The organism is Selenomonadales bacterium 4137-cl, assembly GCA_032334055.1.
Lineage (GTDB): Bacteria > Bacillota > Negativicutes > Sporomusales > UBA7701 > Anaeroselena > Anaeroselena agilis.
On sequence record JAUOZS010000001.1, the window covers coordinates 1,695,165 to 1,712,183 of the forward strand.

Consider the following 17,019-nt stretch of genomic DNA (forward strand, 5'->3'; position numbering starts at 1 on the left):
CTGAAAGCCGGATTCATCAGTCTCGGCTGTGCGAAGAATCTCGTCGACACCGAGGTTATGCTCGGCCTCCTGGCCGCGCGCGATATCGAAATAACCGACGACCCAGGCGAAGCCGAGGTAATCATCGTCAACACCTGCAGCTTTATCGACGCAGCCAAAGAAGAGTCGGTCGCCACCATCCTGCAGGCGGCCGATTATAAGCAGGACGGCAATTGCCGGGCGCTGATCGTGGCCGGTTGCCTCGGCCAGCGTTACCGCGAGGAACTTCTCGACGAGCTGCCGGAGGTGGATGCCGTCGTCGGCACCGGCGCCTGGCACCGCATCGGCGAGGCCATTGACGCCGCTCTTGCCGGCCGACGCCTGGTGCTGGCCGGCGACAGCGAGACGATTTACGACCATACCATGCCGCGCCTGGTGACCACGCCTACGTACAGCAGCTATGTCAAGATCGCCGAGGGCTGCAGCAACTGCTGCTCGTTCTGTGTGATCCCCAGGCTAAGGGGCAAATTCCGCAGCCGCCCGGTCGAATCGGTGGTCGCCGAGGTGGAACGGCTCGTCGCCCAAGGGACTAAGGAGATAAATCTCATCGCCCAGGACACCACTAGCTACGGCCGCGACCTTTACGGCCAGCCCCGCCTCGCCGATCTCCTGCGGGCGCTCGTGAAGGTGGAAGGGCTGGTGTGGCTGCGGCTGCTTTACTGTTATCCGCGCTATTTCAGCGATGAACTGATCGAGCTTATCGCTGCCGAGCCGAAAATCTGCAAGTATGTCGATTTGCCCTTGCAGCACGCCCACGACGATATCCTCGGCGCTATGAACCGCCGCGACAGCCGCGCCGACACCGAAAGGCTGCTGGCGAAGATCCGCGCCTCGATCCCCGGCGTCGCGATCCGCACCTCGTTCATAGTGGGCTTTCCCGGCGAAACGGCGGAGCATTTCGCCGCGCTCCGCGATTTCGTTACAGCCCAGCGTTTCGACCATGTCGGCGTGTTCACCTACTCGCAGGAGGACGAAACCGACGCCGGCCGGCGCCCGGACCAGATCGCCGATGAAGTCAAGCAGGAACGTTACCATACGCTCATGGCTATTCAGGCGAAGATTTCCGAGGAGATCGGCGCCACCCTCGTCGGCCGGGAGCTTGACGTCCTGGTGGAAGGAACGGAGGAGGACGGGGTGGTCCGCGGCCGCTCTTACCGCGAGGCCCCGGACGTCGATGGGCGCGTCTATGTCGAAAACGCCGCCGCCGAACCCGGATGTTTCATCAAAGCCCGCGTCGTCCAGGGTTTTGCTTATGACCTGCTTGCGGAGCGAAGCGAAGAAGAATAATAGCGATGTCTTTTCACACGTTGGTGGACCGATCCAGAATCCCCCAGAAAACTTGGCGGACCGGGCGAGCGAGCGGAGACAGTACTGCGCAAAGTACGGCAAGCAAGCTGGCAGGACCAACAACGTGACTGGGGGTTATTCATGTCCGGACGCACGGCCGTATCAGGCCTGCGAAAGGAATCGGGCAAACAACCGCGAAGATTCATACGGGGTGATATAATAATGATAGTGGAAATCGTCAGTACTGGTACGGAGCTGCTCCTTGGGCAGATAGTGAATACCAACGCGCCTTATATGGCCAGGCGGCTCAACGAGATCGGCTTCGACGTCCTTTTCCAGTCCACGGTCGGCGACAACCGGGTGCGGATGACCCAGGTCTTGTCGACCGCGCTCGCCAGGGCCGACATCGTGATTACTACCGGCGGCCTCGGTCCCACACAGGGAGACATCACCAAAGAGGTATCCGCCGAATTGCTGGGGCGCCCCATGCAACTGCACGCCCCCAGCCTCGAAAACATAAAGCGCTTTTTCGCCTCCCGCCGCCTCACGATGCCTGACAACAACATCCGCCAGGCCATGTTTCCCGAAGGGGCCATAGTTCTCGACAACGCGCGGGGCACTGCTCCCGGCGCGGTGATCGAAGCGGACGGAAAAACCGTGATTCACCTGCCGGGACCACCCCACGAGATGGAGCATATGCTTGAGAACGCCGTTATCCCGTACCTCCGCGAGCGTTTTGAGCTGCAGGGGACCATCCTCTCCAAAGTCCTGAGGACCTTTGGCCTCGGCGAATCGTCGCTCGAAGAGCGTATCAAGGACTATATCAAAAACCAGGGCAACCCAACGATTGCGCTGCTGGCGCGCAACGCCGAAATCCATGTGCGGCTGACGGCCAAGGCGTCGTCCGATGCGGAAGCGCGGGCGCTGATCGCCGATCTTGAAGGGCGCTTGCGCGCGCACATCGGCGAGTACATATTCGGCGAGGATGAAGATACGCTGGAGGCGGTCGTCGGCCGTCACCTGGCCGCGCAAAACCTCACGCTCGCCCTCGCCGAGTCATGCACCGGCGGTCTCGTAAGCAGCAGACTCACTGATGTTCCCGGCAGTTCGGCGTATCTTGCCGGGGCAGTGGTGTGCTATAGCAACGAGGTCAAGACGTCCGCTGTCGGCGTTCCGGCCGAGATTATCGCCGCCCACGGCGCGGTCAGCGGCGAGACCGCCATAGCAATGGCGGAGGGCATCCGCGACCGTTTCCGGACAGACCTCGGCATCGGCATCACCGGCATCGCCGGCCCCGGCGGCGCTGTACCCGGCAAGCCGGTCGGCCTGGTCTTCATAGCCATTGCCGGCCCGTCGGGCACGAAGTGCTTCGGGTATAACCTGACCGGGCCGCGCTCGTTCATCAGGCACCGTACGGCACTGGCCGCGCTTAATCATCTGCGCCAGTATGTTTTAGGCGTTATATAGCCGCAATACCGTGTCGCAGCTGCTGCGACCATTAACACAAAGCCTTAATCAATAATTTAGGAGGAAAGCATTCTTGAAACACAGTAACGAAGCAGGCTTTTTCGGCGGAATTCAGCTCAGTAAGAAAATTCTCGCCGCCATTACCGAGATGGGCTTCGAGGAACCATCTCCCATCCAAACGCAGACCATCCCCCTCGTCGCCGCCGGCCGCGATGTTCTCGGCCAGGCCCAGACAGGCACCGGCAAAACGGCTGCCTTCGGCATACCGATCATGGAAAAGCTCAACCCCGACAGCCGCCAGGTTCAGGCGCTTGTCCTCACGCCAACCCGCGAACTGGCCAATCAGGTCGCCGAAGAACTGGCCAAAATCGGCAAGTTCCGGCGGATTAAAACGCTGCCTGTTTACGGCGGCCAGCCGATCGACAGGCAGATAAGGGCCCTGAAGTTCGGCGTCCAGGTGGTCATCGGCACGCCCGGCCGCTTGCTCGACCACATCCGCCGCGGCACGATCAAGCTCGGCCATGTTCAGACTCTGGTGCTGGACGAAGCTGACGAGATGCTCGACATGGGCTTCATCGACGACATTGAGGATATCCTGAAGGCTGTGCCCGGGGAACGGCAGACACTCCTATTTTCGGCCACCATGCCGCTGCAGATCAAATCGCTCGCCAACCGCTACATGCAAGATCCGGTCGAGGTTTCTGTAAGCCGCGAGAATATCACCGTGCCCCTCATCGATCAGTTCTACTATGAGACGCGGGACCGGCTCGACGGCCTTTGCCGGGTGTTGGAGACGGAAAGCAATGCCCGGGCGATCGTATTCTGCCGCACCAAGAAAGGGGTCGACGAACTTACGGCTTCCCTGCAGGCCAGGGGCTTCATGGCCGACGGCCTCCACGGCGATCTGACCCAGTCCCAGCGCGACAGGGTGATGAAGAAATTCCGCGATAACCATCTGGAGATCCTCGTCGCCACCGATGTCGCGGCCCGCGGCCTCGATATCGAACACGTTACCCATGTCATCAACTTCGATATTCCGCAAGACCCCGAATCTTACGTCCACCGCATCGGCCGCACCGGGCGGGCGGGGCGCAAGGGGGTGGCGATTACCTTTATCGAGCCGCGTGAGTTCCGCCAGCTCAAGCTGATCGAAAAGTCGACCAAGACCCGTATCATCCGCGGCCAACTGCCGTCGTCGGCCGACATCCTCGATCGCCAGCGCGAGGCGCTCAAGGGTCGCCTCGTCTATGTGATGGAACAGGGCGACTACACCGCTTACCACGACGTGGTCGCCGACCTGGCCCCCGACTACGACGGCCTCGATATCGCCGCCGCCGCTCTCAAGCTCCTTCTCGAAGGCTTCCGCGAGAAAAACGACGATAAAACGCATTTTGCTGATACCGGCGCCAAGAAAGGCATGGTCCGCTTGTTTATCAACATCGGTCGCGCCCAGAAAATCCGTCCCGAGGACATCGTCCGCACGTTTGCCGAAGAGGCCGACCTTACCGGCAACCTCATCGGCGCCATCGACATCTATGACAAGTTCAGCTTCGTAGAGGTGCCGGCCGATGTGGCCGAAAGGGTCATCGCGGCTATGCACAAGAATACAATCAAGGGCTACAAAATAAACGTCGAACCCGCCAAGGCAAGATAAAGGCGGAGGGCTAACGCCCTCCGCCTTTATTCTTCCTACAGGTCTTTCTTGTCGAGGCCGAATCTCTTCGTGAACCGTTCCAACCGTCCGGTCGTATCCACTATCTTCTGCACCCCGGTGAAGAAGGGGTGGCATTTTGAGCAAACGTCAACTTTCAGGGCCTTCCTCGTCGAGCCGGTGACGAAACTGTTGCCGCAGGCGCAAGTGACGGTTGCCTGGTGGAACTGGGGATGGATTTTTTCCTTCAACGCCAGACCTCCTTTAGAATAATTTCATAAGCTCAAATATTCTCCCAATTCTAAATAGTTCCTGCCAGCCAAGATAATTTTTACTATATTTACCTGTTCGCCGTACCGGACGACAAATATTTTCATTGTTGACAGACCGAACAGGCGTTTGGTAAAATAAGGCTAGAAATTGTATGGGAGGACAAGCATGGATAAGGTTAAGGCTCTTGAGCATACACTGCGCCAGATCGAAAAGGATCATGGCAAGGGTTCGATCATGAAGATGGGCGAGATCGCCGCCAAGATGAATATCGACGTAATACCCAGCGGCGCGCTGTCGCTGGATGTCGCCCTCGGCGTGGGCGGCATTCCCCGCGGCCGGGTGGTGGAGATCTACGGCCCCGAGTCGTCCGGCAAGACGACGGTTGCGCTCCATATCATCGCCGAAGCCCAGAAGGCGGGCGGCATTGCCGCGTTCATCGATGCCGAGCACGCCCTCGATCCCATTTATGCCAAAAAACTGGGCGTCGATATCGACAACCTGCTCATCTCCCAGCCCGACTACGGCGAGCAGGCCCTGGAAATCGCCGACGCGCTGGTGCGCAGCGGCGCGATCGACGTTATCGTCGTCGACTCGGTTGCCGCCCTCGTGCCCAAAGCGGAGATAGAGGGGGAGATGGGCGATTCGCACGTCGGCCTCCATGCCCGCCTTATGTCCCAGGCGTTGCGCAAACTGACGGGCATCATCTCGAAATCCCGCACTTCGGCGATTTTCATCAACCAGATCCGCGAGAAGGTCGGCGTGATGTTCGGCAACCCCGAAACGACCACCGGCGGGCGGGCCCTCAAGTTCTATGCCTCCGTCCGCCTCGAAGTCCGCAAGTCCGAGACCATCAAGCAGGGCAACGACATCGTCGGCACGCGCACCAGGGTCAAGGTCGTAAAGAACAAAGTCGCGCCGCCTTTCAAGCAGGCCGATTTCGACATTATGTACGGCGAGGGCATCTCCCGCGCCGGCTGCATCGTCGACATGGGCACCGGGCTTGACATAATCAGCAAGAGCGGTGCGTGGTATTCCTACGGCGAACACCGTCTCGGACAGGGGCGGGAGAATGTCAAGGATTTCTTCCGCGAAAACCCGAATATCGCCGACGATATCGAAGCCAAGATCCGCGAATCGCTGCTGGCCGGCGTCCTAAAGGTTTCCAGCGCGGCGGCCGAAGCCGACGATGACCTCGCCGAGTAGAGCCTGTCTGCCGGCGGCGGTTAAGCTGCTTGCCGCCCGCGACCACAGCGAACAGGAACTGCGGCGGAAGCTGCTCCGCCGCTACGGCGGGGAGGAGACGGACGCCGCCCTTGCCGTCCTGAAGGCGCGCGGCTATTTGAACGATGATTACCTGGCCGGCCGTCTGGCTGCCAGGTATATCGAGGACGGACAGCATGGCCGCCTCGGTATCCGCCGCCGCCTTATGGAGCGTGGCCTGTCGAAGACGGCGGTCGACGCCGCTCTGGCCGGCTATGACCCGTCGGGGGAATATGACCGGGCGATTGCTCTGGCCGCTCGCCGCTTTCCAAGGGCGACGGCGGCCGATGCCCCCAAGGTCGGCCGTTTTCTCGCCGCCCGCGGCTTCGATGGCGAGACGGTTCTGGCCGTTCTTCGCCACGCCTACGGCTACGACTGACCAGGCCCCCGGATGTCGACAGGTTTTACCGTGTAAGACATTTTGTCAACTTGACACTTGTTTGAAAAACATTTACAATTAGATTGGCCAAACGTGTATGATAGTTGAATTACAGGGATAGCAATCGGTGAACATGTTTAAAAGCCGAGTTGATACTCGGCTTTACCCGTATCTTAACGGAAAAGGAGGTGGAAACTATCACTTTTGAACTAATCATTGCTGCGGTCGTTGCCGGACTGCTAGGAGCCGGCATCGGTTATTACATTAGGCGTAATATCGCCGAGTCCAAGATCGCCCTTGCCGAAGACGCCGCCAAAAGGATTTTGGAGGACGCGCAAAAAGCCAGCGAATCCAAGAAAAAGGAAGCGTTGGTGGAAGCCAAGGAAGAGATCCACAGACTAAGAACCGAAGCTGACCGCGAAATCAAGGAACGCCGCACTGAGCTCCAGAGGCAGGAACGCCGGCTGGTGCAAAAGGAAGAGAATCTCGACCGTAAGATCGATTCGCTGGAGAAAAAGGAAGAGTCACTCAGCCGCAAGGAAGCTGATTTGGAGAAGAGCCAGGAAAAAATCAACGAGCTGTACGCCAGACAACTGGCTGAGCTGGAAAGATTGTCAGGCCTGACTTCGGATGAAGCCCGCAACCTCCTGTTGGCCAACGTCCAGGAAGAGATCAAGCACGAGACGGCGATGCTCATTAAGGAACTTGAGCAGCAAGCCAAGGACGAAGCCGATAAGAAGGCCCGGGAGATCATATCTCTCGCCATCCAGCGCTGCGCCGCCGACCATGTGGCAGAGACGACGGTATCGGTGGTGGCCCTGCCCAACGATGAAATGAAGGGCCGCATCATCGGTCGCGAAGGCCGCAACATCCGTACCCTGGAAACGCTCACCGGCATTGACCTCATCATCGACGATACTCCTGAGGCGGTTATCCTGTCCGGATTTGATCCCGTCCGGCGGGAAGTGGCCAGAATCGCTCTCGAGAAACTGATCGTCGACGGCCGAATCCATCCTGCCCGCATCGAAGAAATGGTCGAGAAGGCCCAAAAGGAAGTCGAACAGAAGATCAAGGAGGCTGGCGAGCAAGCTACGTTCGAGACCGGTGTCCACGGCCTGCACCCCGAGATCATCAGACTGCTCGGGCGTCTTAAATACCGCACCAGCTACGGGCAGAACGTCCTCAAACATTCCATCGAGGTCGCCCATCTGGCCGGTGTCATGGCCGCCGAACTCGGCGTTGACGTGATGCTCGCCAAACGCGCCGGCCTTCTTCACGACATCGGCAAAGCGGTTGACCACGAGGTGGAAGGCCCGCATGTCACCATCGGCGCCGACCTTGCCAAGAAATACCGCGAGTCGGCTGAAGTAATCAACGCCATCGCCGCTCATCACGGCGACGAGGAGCCCAAGACTGTCCAAGCGGTGCTTGTGGCCGCCGCCGACGCAGTGTCGGCAGCCCGGCCAGGAGCCCGTCGCGAGACCCTGGAAAGCTATCTCAAGCGCCTCACGCGCCTTGAAGAAATCGCCGATTCTTTCGATGGTGTTGACAAGTCGTTCGCCATTCAGGCCGGACGCGAAGTCCGCATAATCGTAAAACCCGACAAGATCGACGATCTGACTGCGATCCGCCTTGTCCGCGATATAGTGAAAAAGATCGAGAACGAGCTGGAATACCCAGGTCAGATAAAAGTAACGGTAATCCGGGAAACCCGCGCGGTGGATTACGCGAAATAAAGCGACTCCCCAAACAAGAAAAACGGCCTGGCGACAGGCCGTTTTTTAATTTCTGCCAACCGCCGCACCGGCAGGAATTGACCTCCGGCGACGAGAATACCCCTAATAAAAGCTGCTTTCATATTACTATTTGTACGGACGGTGAGATAAGTTGCCGAAGCTGCAGCAGGACTCTGAACGCATATCCCACGGCGCCAATCTGTTAATATCGATTTTGGTTCGTTATCCGGAAATCGGCACTGTCAATTATGACGCCGACACCGGCACCATCAACCTGACCTTTATGCTCTCCGGCACTCCTGCCGCAGCAGAGCTTGCCGCCATTGAAGAGCGTCTCCTCGCCAGTATCGATGCGTATCATTCCCTCGAAGGAATAAAGGACGGCAGCGCCGAGGTTTGGTGCAGCACCTGCGACCAGGTGGCCATGCTTACCCTTCGCCGCGACGTGGGGACCCTTTCGCGGGGCGAGATCGCCCTGGTCATCGCCCTGCTCCATGAGGGCTTGCAAGATCGCCTGATAGCCGACGAAAACGACGCCATCCTTGAAGAGGACCTCCTTGTGCAGGAGGAAGTCATCGGCACCATGCTGGAGAGCATGAAACAGGATCACAACGGTAACGGGCTGATCGGCATTCGCGAAGACGGCCGCGTGCTGGTTTTTAACAAATAATTACTTTTTTCGGCAATTTTATACCAAATGTTGCAATTATTTGAATTTTTCCCATGAAAAAAAAGGAATTTTCCTGCTAGTACCGAATACCTCAACGACGAGAACTTGTAGCTATTACGCTAAACATTGAAGGAGGGTACTTACAAGCATGGAAGTTCTGAAAGTTTCTGCAAAGTCAAACCCTAACTCCGTGGCTGGCGCATTGGCGGGCGTGCTTAGAGAACGCGGCGGAGCGGAAATGCAAGCGATCGGCGCCGGCGCCCTCAACCAGGCAGTCAAGGCGGTAGCGATAGCCAGGGGCTTCGTAGCCCCCCACGGCGTCGACCTTATCTGCATACCTGCTTTTACCGACATCATGATTGACGGGGAAGAGAGGACCGCCATAAAGCTCATCGTCGAACCCCGCTAAACCATATCGGCAAACCTGTTCCCCCGGGAACAGGTTTTTTGTTGCCCGTCGCCGAAGGTAGGCATAATATAGGGGTGGATGCATCTTGGAGACAAGGAGTGAAATCATGCAAGTCGAAGTCGTTACCGGTTCAATCACTGAAATAGTTTGTGACACCCTAATAGTCAGCATTTTCGAGGGGGTCAGCCTGCCGGGCGGCGCCGCCGGGGCGGTGGACACGGCCCTCAACGGGCAGATCGCAAGCCTTATCCGCGGCAAGCAGGGGGCCGGAAAGTACGGCTCATCCGCTGTTCTCCACATATGCTCAGGCATAGGAGCCAAGCAGGTAGTTCTCCTCGGCCTCGGAAAACAGGAGGAATTCACGCTCGACCGCCTGCGCGGCGTTGCCGGCACCGCCATCAGAGCCGCTCAAAAGCTCGAGGCCCGCACGGTTGCGACTGTGATCCACGGAGCCGGTTTCGATCCGCAGGCAGCCGTACAGGCGCTTGTAGAGGGTACGCTGCTGGGCAATTACCGTTTCCGCCGGTATAAAACCGAAAAAGATGATGTTATCGTCCCAGAGAAGCTGTATATCATCGCGGGCGATGCCGACAAAGTCCCGCCAATAACCGTCGGTGCGCGCCGGGGACAGACAATTGCCGCCGCTGTAAGCCTGTGCCGCGATCTTGTAAACCATCCCGCCAACTATATGACGCCAGCGAGGATGGCGGAGCAGGCGGCGGAAATCGCCGGCAACCGCGGCCTGGAGCTTGAGGTGCTGGACGAAGCGAAGATAGCGGCTCTGGGGATGAAAGCCTTCATGGCCGTGGCTCAGGGCAGCCATGAGCCGCCCAGGCTGATCGTCATGAAGTATGCCGGCAACCCCGGCAGCAAGAATCTTCTCGCCCTGGTCGGCAAGGGGGTTACCTTCGACAGCGGCGGGATTTCGCTCAAGCCCAGCGAAGGCATGCACGAGATGAAGGACGATATGGCCGGAGCCGCCGCCGTTCTCGGCGCAATGCAGGCCATCGCCGAACTCGGGCCGCCGGTCAACATCCTCGCCGTCGTTCCTTGCACCGAGAACCTGCCCTCGGGCTACGCCTTCCGCCCCGGCGATGTTATCGAGTCGCTCGGCGGGAAAACGATCGAGATCATCAGCACCGATGCCGAGGGCCGCCTGATTCTCGCCGACGCCATCGCTTACGCCCTTCGCCTGGGCGCTACCCATATCGTCGACCTGGCCACCCTAACCGGCGCTTGCGTCGTCGCGCTCGGCAACGTCACCTCCGGCGTTATGGCCACCGACCGCGACCTGTGCCGCCGGGTGATGGAAGCCTCGGAAGGTGTGGGTGAGAAGATGTGGGAGTTGCCGCTTTTCGAAGAATACAAGGAACAGATCAAGAGCGATATCGCCGACCTGAAAAACTCCGGTGGCCGGCCTGCAGGGGCCATCACCGCCGGGTTGTTCATCGCCAGCTTCACCGGCGGCAAGCCGTGGGTCCATATCGACATCGCCGGCACCGTCGCCAGCGATAAGGAAAACGGGTGCAATGTAAAGGGGGCCACCGGGGTCGGCGTGCGAACACTGGTCAATCTGGCGGAAAGCCTGGGCTCATGGTAGCCGACCTGCATGTCCACACGACTGCCTCGGACGGACGCTACACACCGGAGGAAGTATGGGCGCAAGCTACCCGGGCAGGTCTCGGCCATCTGGCGATTACCGACCATGACACCCTTGACGGCTTCCTCGCCCTTGTTGGCCGGACAGCGGGCGGGCCCGTTCTTATACCCGGAATCGAGTTCTCCACCGATCTCCCGGCGTGTGAAGTCCATATCCTCGGTTATATTTTCAACCCCGCCGACGCCGAACTCAACCGCCAGTTAGCGTTGATCGCCGGCGACCGCCTCACCCGCGCCGAACGGATGGTCGCCAAACTGGCTGACCTGGGCTACCCGGTCGCCTATGATCGTGTACTGGCGATTGCCGGCGCCTCCTCGTCCGTGGGGCGGCCCCACGTGGCGCACGCACTTGTCGAAGAGGGCTATTTCCCCGATGTGGCCGCCGTTTTCGATACTGTTCTCGAACGTGGCAAGCCCGGCTATGTGCCTCACTACAAGCTCACCCCGGCCGGCACCGTGGCTTTGATAAAAAATGCCGGCGGTCTTGCAGTGTTGGCCCATCCCGGACTGGTGGGCGACGACGCGGTGGTGCGCGCAATGCTGGAACTCGGCATCGACGGCATCGAAGCCTATCATCCCAGTCACGATAAGGAAGCGACCGCCAGGTATCTTGCCATGGCCGATGAATACGGGCTGGCTGTGACAGGCGGCTCCGACTTTCACGGCATTCCCGGCCGGTTTCCGGAAACCCTCGGGGAGTTCGTTGTCCCCGGCGACCTCGCCGTACACCTCCTCAAAAGGCCTGTCCAGGCATGAAACAGGCCATGAAAGCATATAATCTCGGTAGAGAACGCCACAGGGGGAGGCTTTATGGGCGAGGAAACCGCCGTCGTGGAAGAACTCCGGGCTCGCGTCCGGGAGCTTGAAGACAAGGTTGAGGCGCTGCGCATCAGCCGTCGGGTGCTGATGAACCTTATCGACACTCTGGAGAAGGAGAAGCGCGACCAGCTCGAAAAGCTGTCGACCCAGAACGAGAAGCTTCAGCAGAACAACTGCCGCTACGCTCGGGCCATCATGCACCGCAACATCCGCATCACCGAGCTTGAGGAACAACTACGGCTGCTGTCCGTCGGCAATAATCGGACAGGAAATACTTTTACTTGACAACACCTGCAAAGGTGTTTATTTTTATTTATGAGCAGGCAAATTAATGTTGCCAGCCGATTAAGGAGGCCGTCACTATGGAGGTCATCGCGTTAGTAGGTCCGAGCGGGACGGGGAAAAGCCACCGCGCGCTGATTGTCGCCCACGACCATAACGTTGACGGCATCATTGACGACGGACTGCTCATCAAGGACAGCAAAATCATCGCCGGCCGCTCCGCCAAAAAGGAGCCGAGCAAGATTCGCGCCGTCAAACGGGCCATCTTTATGGAGCCCGATCACGCCGAAGAGGTGCGCCGAGGCATCGAGTCAATCCGTCCCAAACGGCTCCTGATCCTGGGCACCTCCCGCAACATGGTCAACAAAATTGTCGATACTTTGCATCTTCCGCCGGTCAGCAAGGTAATCAATATCGAAGACATCGCCAGCAAGCAGGAGATCGCCAAAGCGCGGGAAAGCAGGGCGAAGGAAGGCCGCCATATAATTCCCGTCCCCACAATCGAGCTCAAGCCTTATTTTTCGGGTTATCTTATCGACCCGCTGGAGATATTCTTCAAGAAGCCGCAGTCGGCCGCCAAGCGACGCAAACTCGGCGAAAAATCCATCGTCCGTCCGACTTTTAGCTATTACGGCAAACTGTTCATCGCCGACGCCGCTATCGCCGCCATCGTCGATAATGTGGCTACCAGCGACCTGTCGATTACCCGGACCGGGCAGGTGCATATTAAAAATTCTCAGGACCGGGAAAAAGGGATTTCCATATCCTTGGACGTAACTATAAAATACGGGCTGCCGCTCAGGGACATTCTTCTGAACGCCCAGCAACGCATCAAAAACATGGTCGAATACATGACAGGCATGATGGTCAAAGACGTCAACATTGAAGTACGGCGTTTGAGTATAGATTAAGGGGGGAGTGTCTTGCCGAAGCCTATAGGTCGTCGGGTGCTGTTTTCGGGCTATGCCAAACTGCCCACCGGCATAACCGCTACCGAACTTTACCGCGTTATCGGCCTCGTTATCCTTGTGGACATGGAGACCGAGACCATCCTCGAAGCCGACTGCACCCTTGCGACCCAGGTGGCTCGCAAGCACGTCGCCGAAACGCTCATCGGCCAATCGCTCAAAAACGGCCCCGAACCGCTCGTTCGCCTGATAGATCAAGTCTATCAGGGCAGCGCCAAGAAAGCGATCATCACCGCCCTGCGCATTTGCTTTGACAAATACCGGAGCTTCAAGGAGGGGGCCTTGCCGGCCATGCTCGACTAGGCTTCGGGCTGTTGATAACCCGTCGTCGGCGGTGCCGGTCCTCCGCGTGTTAGTTTGGCCAGCCTGGCAACCAGGGATTGTGAACGCTTTTGCGGCATTTTTGTTATCTTTTGCGTTTTCACTACGGCCCGGTGCGGCCGAATATACGACAAGGGAGCCCTCCCGGATGAATCAATCACTCAAACTAGTCGGCGTGGGTTTCGCCGTCGGCAGCCTGAGCGGCCTGCTCGGCATCGGCGGCGGCGTATTCATGGTTCCGATAATGGTCACATATTTCGCCTTCAGCCAACATATCGCCCAGGCCACCTCACTGGCGGTGGTGGTGCCTACCGGTATGGTCGGCGCCCTTGTTTACGGCTTGCATGGCAACCTTGACCTCGGCATAACCCTTAACATCGTCGTCGGCAGCATGTTGGGCGCTTCTGTCGGCGCCCGCCTGGCGAAAAAACTGCCGGCCGCCCAGCTTAAAAAGCTGTTCGGGATAATGCTTATCCTGGCGGGCGTAAGGATGGTGCTGTCATGACGGCGATCCTTCTCACTTTTGCCATCGGCCTGATCGGCGGCGTTCTCAGCGGGCTCCTCGGCATCGGCGGCGGCGCCGTCATGGTGCCGTTGATGGTTTTCATCCTCGGCATCGCCCAGCACACCGCCCAAGGCATCTCGATGCTGGTCATCATTCCCACCGCACTTGTGGCTCTGTGGCACTTCCATAAAGACAAGATGGTCGACTACCGCACAGCCGGCATGCTGGCCATGGGAGCGATTGTCGGCGCGCTTATCAGCGCCAACTTCGTGCAGTACATCCCCGGCAACGACCTGAAAAAGCTGTTCGGCATATTCATCATCTACACCGGTATTCGCATGGTCGCCGTCAAAGCAAAAAAATAGCCAAAAAATCCATCCGACACGGGTGGATTTTTTTTACTATCTATCGATATATTTCGCGCAAAACCGATTGCCAACTCCTGACAATCCGTGCTATCATAGTAATAACTTTTTAATTTATTGTTACTAACATAACAACATGATCGGAGCGAGATATCACTATGTATATTACGTGGCGTAAACTGAGCAACCGGTATTATGCATACCTTGTGTCCTCCTACTGGGACAAAGAGAAAAAAGCCCCTCGCACAACGGCCCTTTACCTGGGCAGCAGCTTGCCTACCGCTCAGAAAAACCTCGAAAAACACCTTTTCAATATGCCACCCAGCCAGCTTTCCAGCCGGTCCAAGATCGACCTGCTCGCCAAACTGGGGGAGAAGGCCCCGGACGAGGTGGTCAACCTGCCGTCCCGCGACCGGGCCAAGGAATCGGTCCTGCGCCAGCTCACCAAACTCAGGGACCACCACGCCGCCCGCTCCGATATCGCCTTTGTTCTCGACCGGGCCATTGAACGGCTTTCGTGAAAATATAATCCGACGACTGACAACCAGAGCACCAGGGGCTCCGGTTCTTTTTTTTTTCGCACCGGAGAAGACGAGGTATACGAAGACCCCCGCGTCAATGGCAAATATCGCCGTGCGCCCCATAGCCGCTATTACGTAAGCTGCCGCTCTAGCATACATATATAGTGGGAGGGATATTATGAAATGGTTGACCGATTGGCTTCGGCACGTCGGCCAGATACTTTCCGGAAAAGCGGACTGGCTCGATAACCAGGAAGAGGAAATCCGCGAACGCTTCGCAGCTTTCAATGCGACGGTGCGAAAACTACTGGGTATCGCTTTTGTCGCCGGCGTCGCGGCAGGCTGGTTGTTTCACGGCTTTTTGACAGGTTAGCGCATGTCCGTGTGGAAAGAAGAGGCCCGCTTTTACGGTCGTATCATTATGGTAGCCGCACTTGTCGTGGCGGTTATTTTCGCCTGGCATTATTTCGCGAAGCAGGACACGGTGAGACAAGTAAGCCAGGAAAACGCTGCAACTGTCGCCGGCCAAAAAAAAGCGGCGGAAAGCGCCGGGCTTAAGCTCGGCGACAAGCAGGCGTCCGAAGCCGCCAAAATGATCGAAAAGGCTGCGTCCGGGCCACCGGATGAAGTGATTCCGAGTACGGGCGGGACGGTGAAAGCAGAGCTGGATAAAATCGCCGCCAAAAGCGGCGGGTATCTTCTCGTCACCGACCCCGCAGCGCCTCAAAAGGCTCCGAAGGTTGACGCACTGTCGCCCGATAAGCCGCTTAACCTGAACGTTTACGGCATAAAGCCCTATCCCAAGCGGCTGCTGGAGGTGACATTGTACCCCCAGGCTGCCGATGTAGCCCTGTTGCGGCGGGTGACTGTTTTTAAGCGTACAGGTTACCTTGGACCGGCGGTAAGCTATGACGCCGACCGTCGCAGCAAGCTGAGAATCGGTGTCAGGCTATCAGTACCGCTCGACTGAATGGCAAAAACAAAATGAACACCGTTTCACGGCCGCGGACCGGAAACGGTGTTTCGTTTCGCTTTAATATACTGCGCCAGAAAGCCTGTTTAGGTTGCGCAGGCGGTCGGGGTGCGCGTGAGGTCGGTGCCGATGACTTCAATGAGTATATTGTCCGCTGCCGTCAAGCTCGCGGCCGGTACAGCCAGCATATAATTGCCGTCGCAGCCGGAGTAGGTATGCCCCAGGATTGTCGAAGTCGTATCGTTGGTGACACGCACAAGGGCGCCTACAACCGGAGTGACCCCGTCAAGAATCTGGCCGTATACAGCTACGTCGTCATACCCGTTACTTGTCCCTCCGAGGGTGATTTCGCTGTTGGTAATGGATGCGGGGACCGGGGTGCTGGCGGAGTTGAGAATATAAAACATCGTATCACCTCCTTCATTCTCATTACATCATATGTTAGTTTACAGAAAAAGGTTACGTATCAATCCGTGTTGACAATGAAAATGAGCGGAGGTTCTCTCAAGTCTGCGGGGTGTTGCAATCCGAGTGTTGACGGCTGTCATCCGGACCCACTACCTGGATCATGATTCGGTCGTTTGGAAAGAGCTTATCCCGCCGGAGGGGGAACATGTACCAGCCGTCGCGGCCGCTATAGGTGAAGCCCAAGGTCTGCGGGTGCCAGCCGCTGCGCAGGAGCATTACCTTCACAAGCGCGCCGCTGGCCGTCGTGTCGGCGTCGTTGTCAAAAATCTGACCGGTAAGGACAATTTGCTGGTCTGCCGGTATGTTCTCCGGCAGACCCCAAAGCATTATACTGCCTTCCCGTTGGACAAGAATATGTAAATTGATGGGCTCTTCGCCGGCGGAAAGAATTTGTGCGTCTCTGAGGGTGATGGTCTTACGGGTGAAACGGATAAGGGTGCCGGTGATAATAAAGCCGCCGATTGTGCCGAGCATTATCCTCATGTGCATATGTTTCGCCAAAAAGGATCGCAATTCGTTCCTCCGCCGTGAATCTTTCATTTGCGTCACCTTTGATCTTAATCTATGTAAAGCTTCGCTTCGACTCCGCCTATATGGGGGGGCATCACGAAGCTTGCGCCACCGCGTTTCAAGAAATGCAGGCAGCAGGAGTGCGGTCGGAGCCGACTATTTCGATAAGAATCTCGTCGCCGGTTGTTATACTGCCGGCCGGGATGGCGAACATATAGTTGCCGTTGCAGCCCGAGTACGTGTGGCCCACGACCGTCGTTGCGGTAACGTTGGTTATGCGGACAAGGGCGCCGACCATCGGGGTTACTCCGTCGAGTATCTGGCCGTAGAGCGCTATGTCGTCAAAGCCGTTGCACGTGCCGTCGAGATGAATCTCATTATTGGCGATGACCGCCGGCACGGTGACGCTGGCTGAGTTGAGGATATGGAACACCAAGGTTCACCTCCTTGCTTTTTG

22 protein-coding genes are annotated in these 17,019 nt (G+C 57.9%); 18 read left to right on the plus strand and 4 right to left on the minus strand.

The features are described 5' to 3' along the window. The 3 genes from rimO to Q4T40_08990 all read left to right on the plus strand — a co-directional run bounded on the left by rimO (position 1) and on the right by Q4T40_08990 (position 4,447). Positions 1–1,326 (plus strand): 30S ribosomal protein S12 methylthiotransferase RimO, encoded by a 1,326-nt coding sequence (gene rimO, locus Q4T40_08980; GenBank protein MDT8901370.1) that lies wholly within the window; start codon positions 1–3, stop codon positions 1,324–1,326. A 222-nt stretch (positions 1,327–1,548) separates the two neighbouring features. Next, positions 1,549–2,793 (plus strand): competence/damage-inducible protein A, encoded by a 1,245-nt coding sequence (locus Q4T40_08985; GenBank protein MDT8901371.1) that lies wholly within the window; start codon positions 1,549–1,551, stop codon positions 2,791–2,793. Between the two features lie 73 nt (positions 2,794–2,866). Then, positions 2,867–4,447, plus strand: coding sequence for a DEAD/DEAH box helicase (locus Q4T40_08990; protein ID MDT8901372.1), 1,581 nt, complete (start codon positions 2,867–2,869; stop codon positions 4,445–4,447). Between the two features lie 35 nt (positions 4,448–4,482). Here the strand turns inward: Q4T40_08990 and rpmE are convergent, their stop codons facing one another. Continuing rightward, the gene (gene rpmE, locus Q4T40_08995) at positions 4,483–4,695 is read right to left on the minus strand and encodes a 50S ribosomal protein L31 (protein ID MDT8901373.1); all 213 of its coding nucleotides are present in this window, start codon (positions 4,693–4,695) and stop codon (positions 4,483–4,485) included. Between the two features lie 187 nt (positions 4,696–4,882). Between rpmE and recA the strand changes: the two genes are divergently transcribed. The 15 genes from recA to Q4T40_09070 all read left to right on the plus strand — a co-directional run bounded on the left by recA (position 4,883) and on the right by Q4T40_09070 (position 15,581). After that, positions 4,883–5,920, plus strand: coding sequence for a recombinase RecA (gene recA, locus Q4T40_09000; GenBank protein ID MDT8901374.1), 1,038 nt, complete (start codon positions 4,883–4,885; stop codon positions 5,918–5,920). Then, complete coding sequence (locus tag Q4T40_09005; GenBank protein MDT8901375.1) at positions 5,904–6,356, plus strand: regulatory protein RecX; 453 nt, start codon at positions 5,904–5,906, stop codon at positions 6,354–6,356. Before recA ends, Q4T40_09005 begins: the two co-directional genes overlap by 17 nt. 188 nt (positions 6,357–6,544) lie before the next feature. Continuing rightward, a complete protein-coding gene (gene rny / locus Q4T40_09010; protein ID MDT8901376.1) occupies positions 6,545–8,092 on the plus strand; it encodes a ribonuclease Y in 1,548 nt (515 codons plus the stop codon). A 151-nt stretch (positions 8,093–8,243) separates the two neighbouring features. Beyond that, entirely contained in the window at positions 8,244–8,762 is a 519-nt protein-coding gene (locus tag Q4T40_09015) for a hypothetical protein (GenBank protein ID MDT8901377.1), read from the plus strand. A 148-nt stretch (positions 8,763–8,910) separates the two neighbouring features. Continuing rightward, the gene (locus Q4T40_09020; GenBank protein MDT8901378.1) at positions 8,911–9,171 is read left to right on the plus strand and encodes a stage V sporulation protein S; all 261 of its coding nucleotides are present in this window, start codon (positions 8,911–8,913) and stop codon (positions 9,169–9,171) included. Positions 9,172–9,277: 106 nt separating this feature from the next. After that, positions 9,278–10,771 (plus strand): leucyl aminopeptidase, encoded by a 1,494-nt coding sequence (locus tag Q4T40_09025; protein MDT8901379.1) that lies wholly within the window; start codon positions 9,278–9,280, stop codon positions 10,769–10,771. After that, a complete protein-coding gene (locus Q4T40_09030) occupies positions 10,765–11,586 on the plus strand; it encodes a PHP domain-containing protein (GenBank protein MDT8901380.1) in 822 nt (273 codons plus the stop codon). The genes Q4T40_09025 and Q4T40_09030 overlap by 7 nt, the downstream gene beginning before the upstream one ends. A gap of 54 nt (positions 11,587–11,640) precedes the next feature. After that, positions 11,641–11,934 carry a translation initiation factor 2 gene (locus Q4T40_09035; protein MDT8901381.1) on the plus strand — a complete coding sequence of 98 codons (294 nt, stop codon included), beginning with the start codon at positions 11,641–11,643 and terminating at the stop codon, positions 11,932–11,934. Between the two features lie 77 nt (positions 11,935–12,011). Then, on the plus strand, positions 12,012–12,842 hold the full coding sequence (locus Q4T40_09040) for an Asp23/Gls24 family envelope stress response protein (GenBank protein ID MDT8901382.1): 831 nt from the start codon (positions 12,012–12,014) through the stop codon (positions 12,840–12,842). Between the two features lie 12 nt (positions 12,843–12,854). Beyond that, on the plus strand, positions 12,855–13,202 hold the full coding sequence (locus tag Q4T40_09045; protein ID MDT8901383.1) for a DUF3870 domain-containing protein: 348 nt from the start codon (positions 12,855–12,857) through the stop codon (positions 13,200–13,202). 79 nt (positions 13,203–13,281) lie between these two features. Beyond that, complete coding sequence (locus tag Q4T40_09050) at positions 13,282–13,725, plus strand: sulfite exporter TauE/SafE family protein (protein ID MDT8901384.1); 444 nt, start codon at positions 13,282–13,284, stop codon at positions 13,723–13,725. Further along, positions 13,722–14,090: a sulfite exporter TauE/SafE family protein gene (locus Q4T40_09055; protein MDT8901385.1), complete on the plus strand. Its 369-nt coding sequence runs from the start codon at positions 13,722–13,724 to the stop codon at positions 14,088–14,090. Before Q4T40_09050 ends, Q4T40_09055 begins: the two co-directional genes overlap by 4 nt. Before the next feature lie 158 nt (positions 14,091–14,248). Beyond that, positions 14,249–14,611 (plus strand): hypothetical protein, encoded by a 363-nt coding sequence (locus Q4T40_09060; GenBank protein ID MDT8901386.1) that lies wholly within the window; start codon positions 14,249–14,251, stop codon positions 14,609–14,611. A 178-nt stretch (positions 14,612–14,789) separates the two neighbouring features. Beyond that, a complete protein-coding gene (locus tag Q4T40_09065) occupies positions 14,790–14,984 on the plus strand; it encodes a hypothetical protein (GenBank protein ID MDT8901387.1) in 195 nt (64 codons plus the stop codon). Between the two features lie 3 nt (positions 14,985–14,987). Then, positions 14,988–15,581, plus strand: coding sequence for a hypothetical protein (locus Q4T40_09070; protein ID MDT8901388.1), 594 nt, complete (start codon positions 14,988–14,990; stop codon positions 15,579–15,581). An 89-nt stretch (positions 15,582–15,670) separates the two neighbouring features. On the opposite strand, the gene Q4T40_09075 is transcribed toward Q4T40_09070, so the two are convergent. The 3 genes from Q4T40_09075 to Q4T40_09085 all read right to left on the minus strand — a co-directional run bounded on the left by Q4T40_09075 (position 15,671) and on the right by Q4T40_09085 (position 16,998). Further along, positions 15,671–15,991: a hypothetical protein gene (locus Q4T40_09075; protein ID MDT8901389.1), complete on the minus strand. Its 321-nt coding sequence runs from the start codon at positions 15,989–15,991 to the stop codon at positions 15,671–15,673. 97 nt (positions 15,992–16,088) lie between these two features. Next, positions 16,089–16,565: a hypothetical protein gene (locus tag Q4T40_09080; protein MDT8901390.1), complete on the minus strand. Its 477-nt coding sequence runs from the start codon at positions 16,563–16,565 to the stop codon at positions 16,089–16,091. Between the two features lie 115 nt (positions 16,566–16,680). Then, on the minus strand, positions 16,681–16,998 hold the full coding sequence (locus tag Q4T40_09085; protein ID MDT8901391.1) for a hypothetical protein: 318 nt from the start codon (positions 16,996–16,998) through the stop codon (positions 16,681–16,683). Positions 16,999–17,019 lie beyond the last annotated feature (21 nt).

Coding starts and splice junctions, on each gene's coding strand:
- Q4T40_08985 (MDT8901371.1), top strand. CDS start 1,549: ATGATAGTGGAAATCGTCAGTACTGGTACGGAGCTGCTCCTTGGGCAG.
- recA (MDT8901374.1), top strand. CDS start 4,883: ATGGATAAGGTTAAGGCTCTTGAGCATACACTGCGCCAGATCGAAAAG.
- Q4T40_09005 (MDT8901375.1), top strand. CDS start 5,904: ATGACCTCGCCGAGTAGAGCCTGTCTGCCGGCGGCGGTTAAGCTGCTT.
- Q4T40_09020 (MDT8901378.1), top strand. CDS start 8,911: ATGGAAGTTCTGAAAGTTTCTGCAAAGTCAAACCCTAACTCCGTGGCT.
- Q4T40_09025 (MDT8901379.1), top strand. CDS start 9,278: ATGCAAGTCGAAGTCGTTACCGGTTCAATCACTGAAATAGTTTGTGAC.
- Q4T40_09030 (MDT8901380.1), top strand. CDS start 10,765: ATGGTAGCCGACCTGCATGTCCACACGACTGCCTCGGACGGACGCTAC.
- Q4T40_09035 (MDT8901381.1), top strand. CDS start 11,641: ATGGGCGAGGAAACCGCCGTCGTGGAAGAACTCCGGGCTCGCGTCCGG.
- Q4T40_09040 (MDT8901382.1), top strand. CDS start 12,012: ATGGAGGTCATCGCGTTAGTAGGTCCGAGCGGGACGGGGAAAAGCCAC.
- Q4T40_09055 (MDT8901385.1), top strand. CDS start 13,722: ATGACGGCGATCCTTCTCACTTTTGCCATCGGCCTGATCGGCGGCGTT.
- Q4T40_09060 (MDT8901386.1), top strand. CDS start 14,249: ATGTATATTACGTGGCGTAAACTGAGCAACCGGTATTATGCATACCTT.
- Q4T40_09065 (MDT8901387.1), top strand. CDS start 14,790: ATGAAATGGTTGACCGATTGGCTTCGGCACGTCGGCCAGATACTTTCC.
- Q4T40_09070 (MDT8901388.1), top strand. CDS start 14,988: ATGTCCGTGTGGAAAGAAGAGGCCCGCTTTTACGGTCGTATCATTATG.
- Q4T40_09075 (MDT8901389.1), bottom strand. CDS start 15,991: ATGTTTTATATTCTCAACTCCGCCAGCACCCCGGTCCCCGCATCCATT.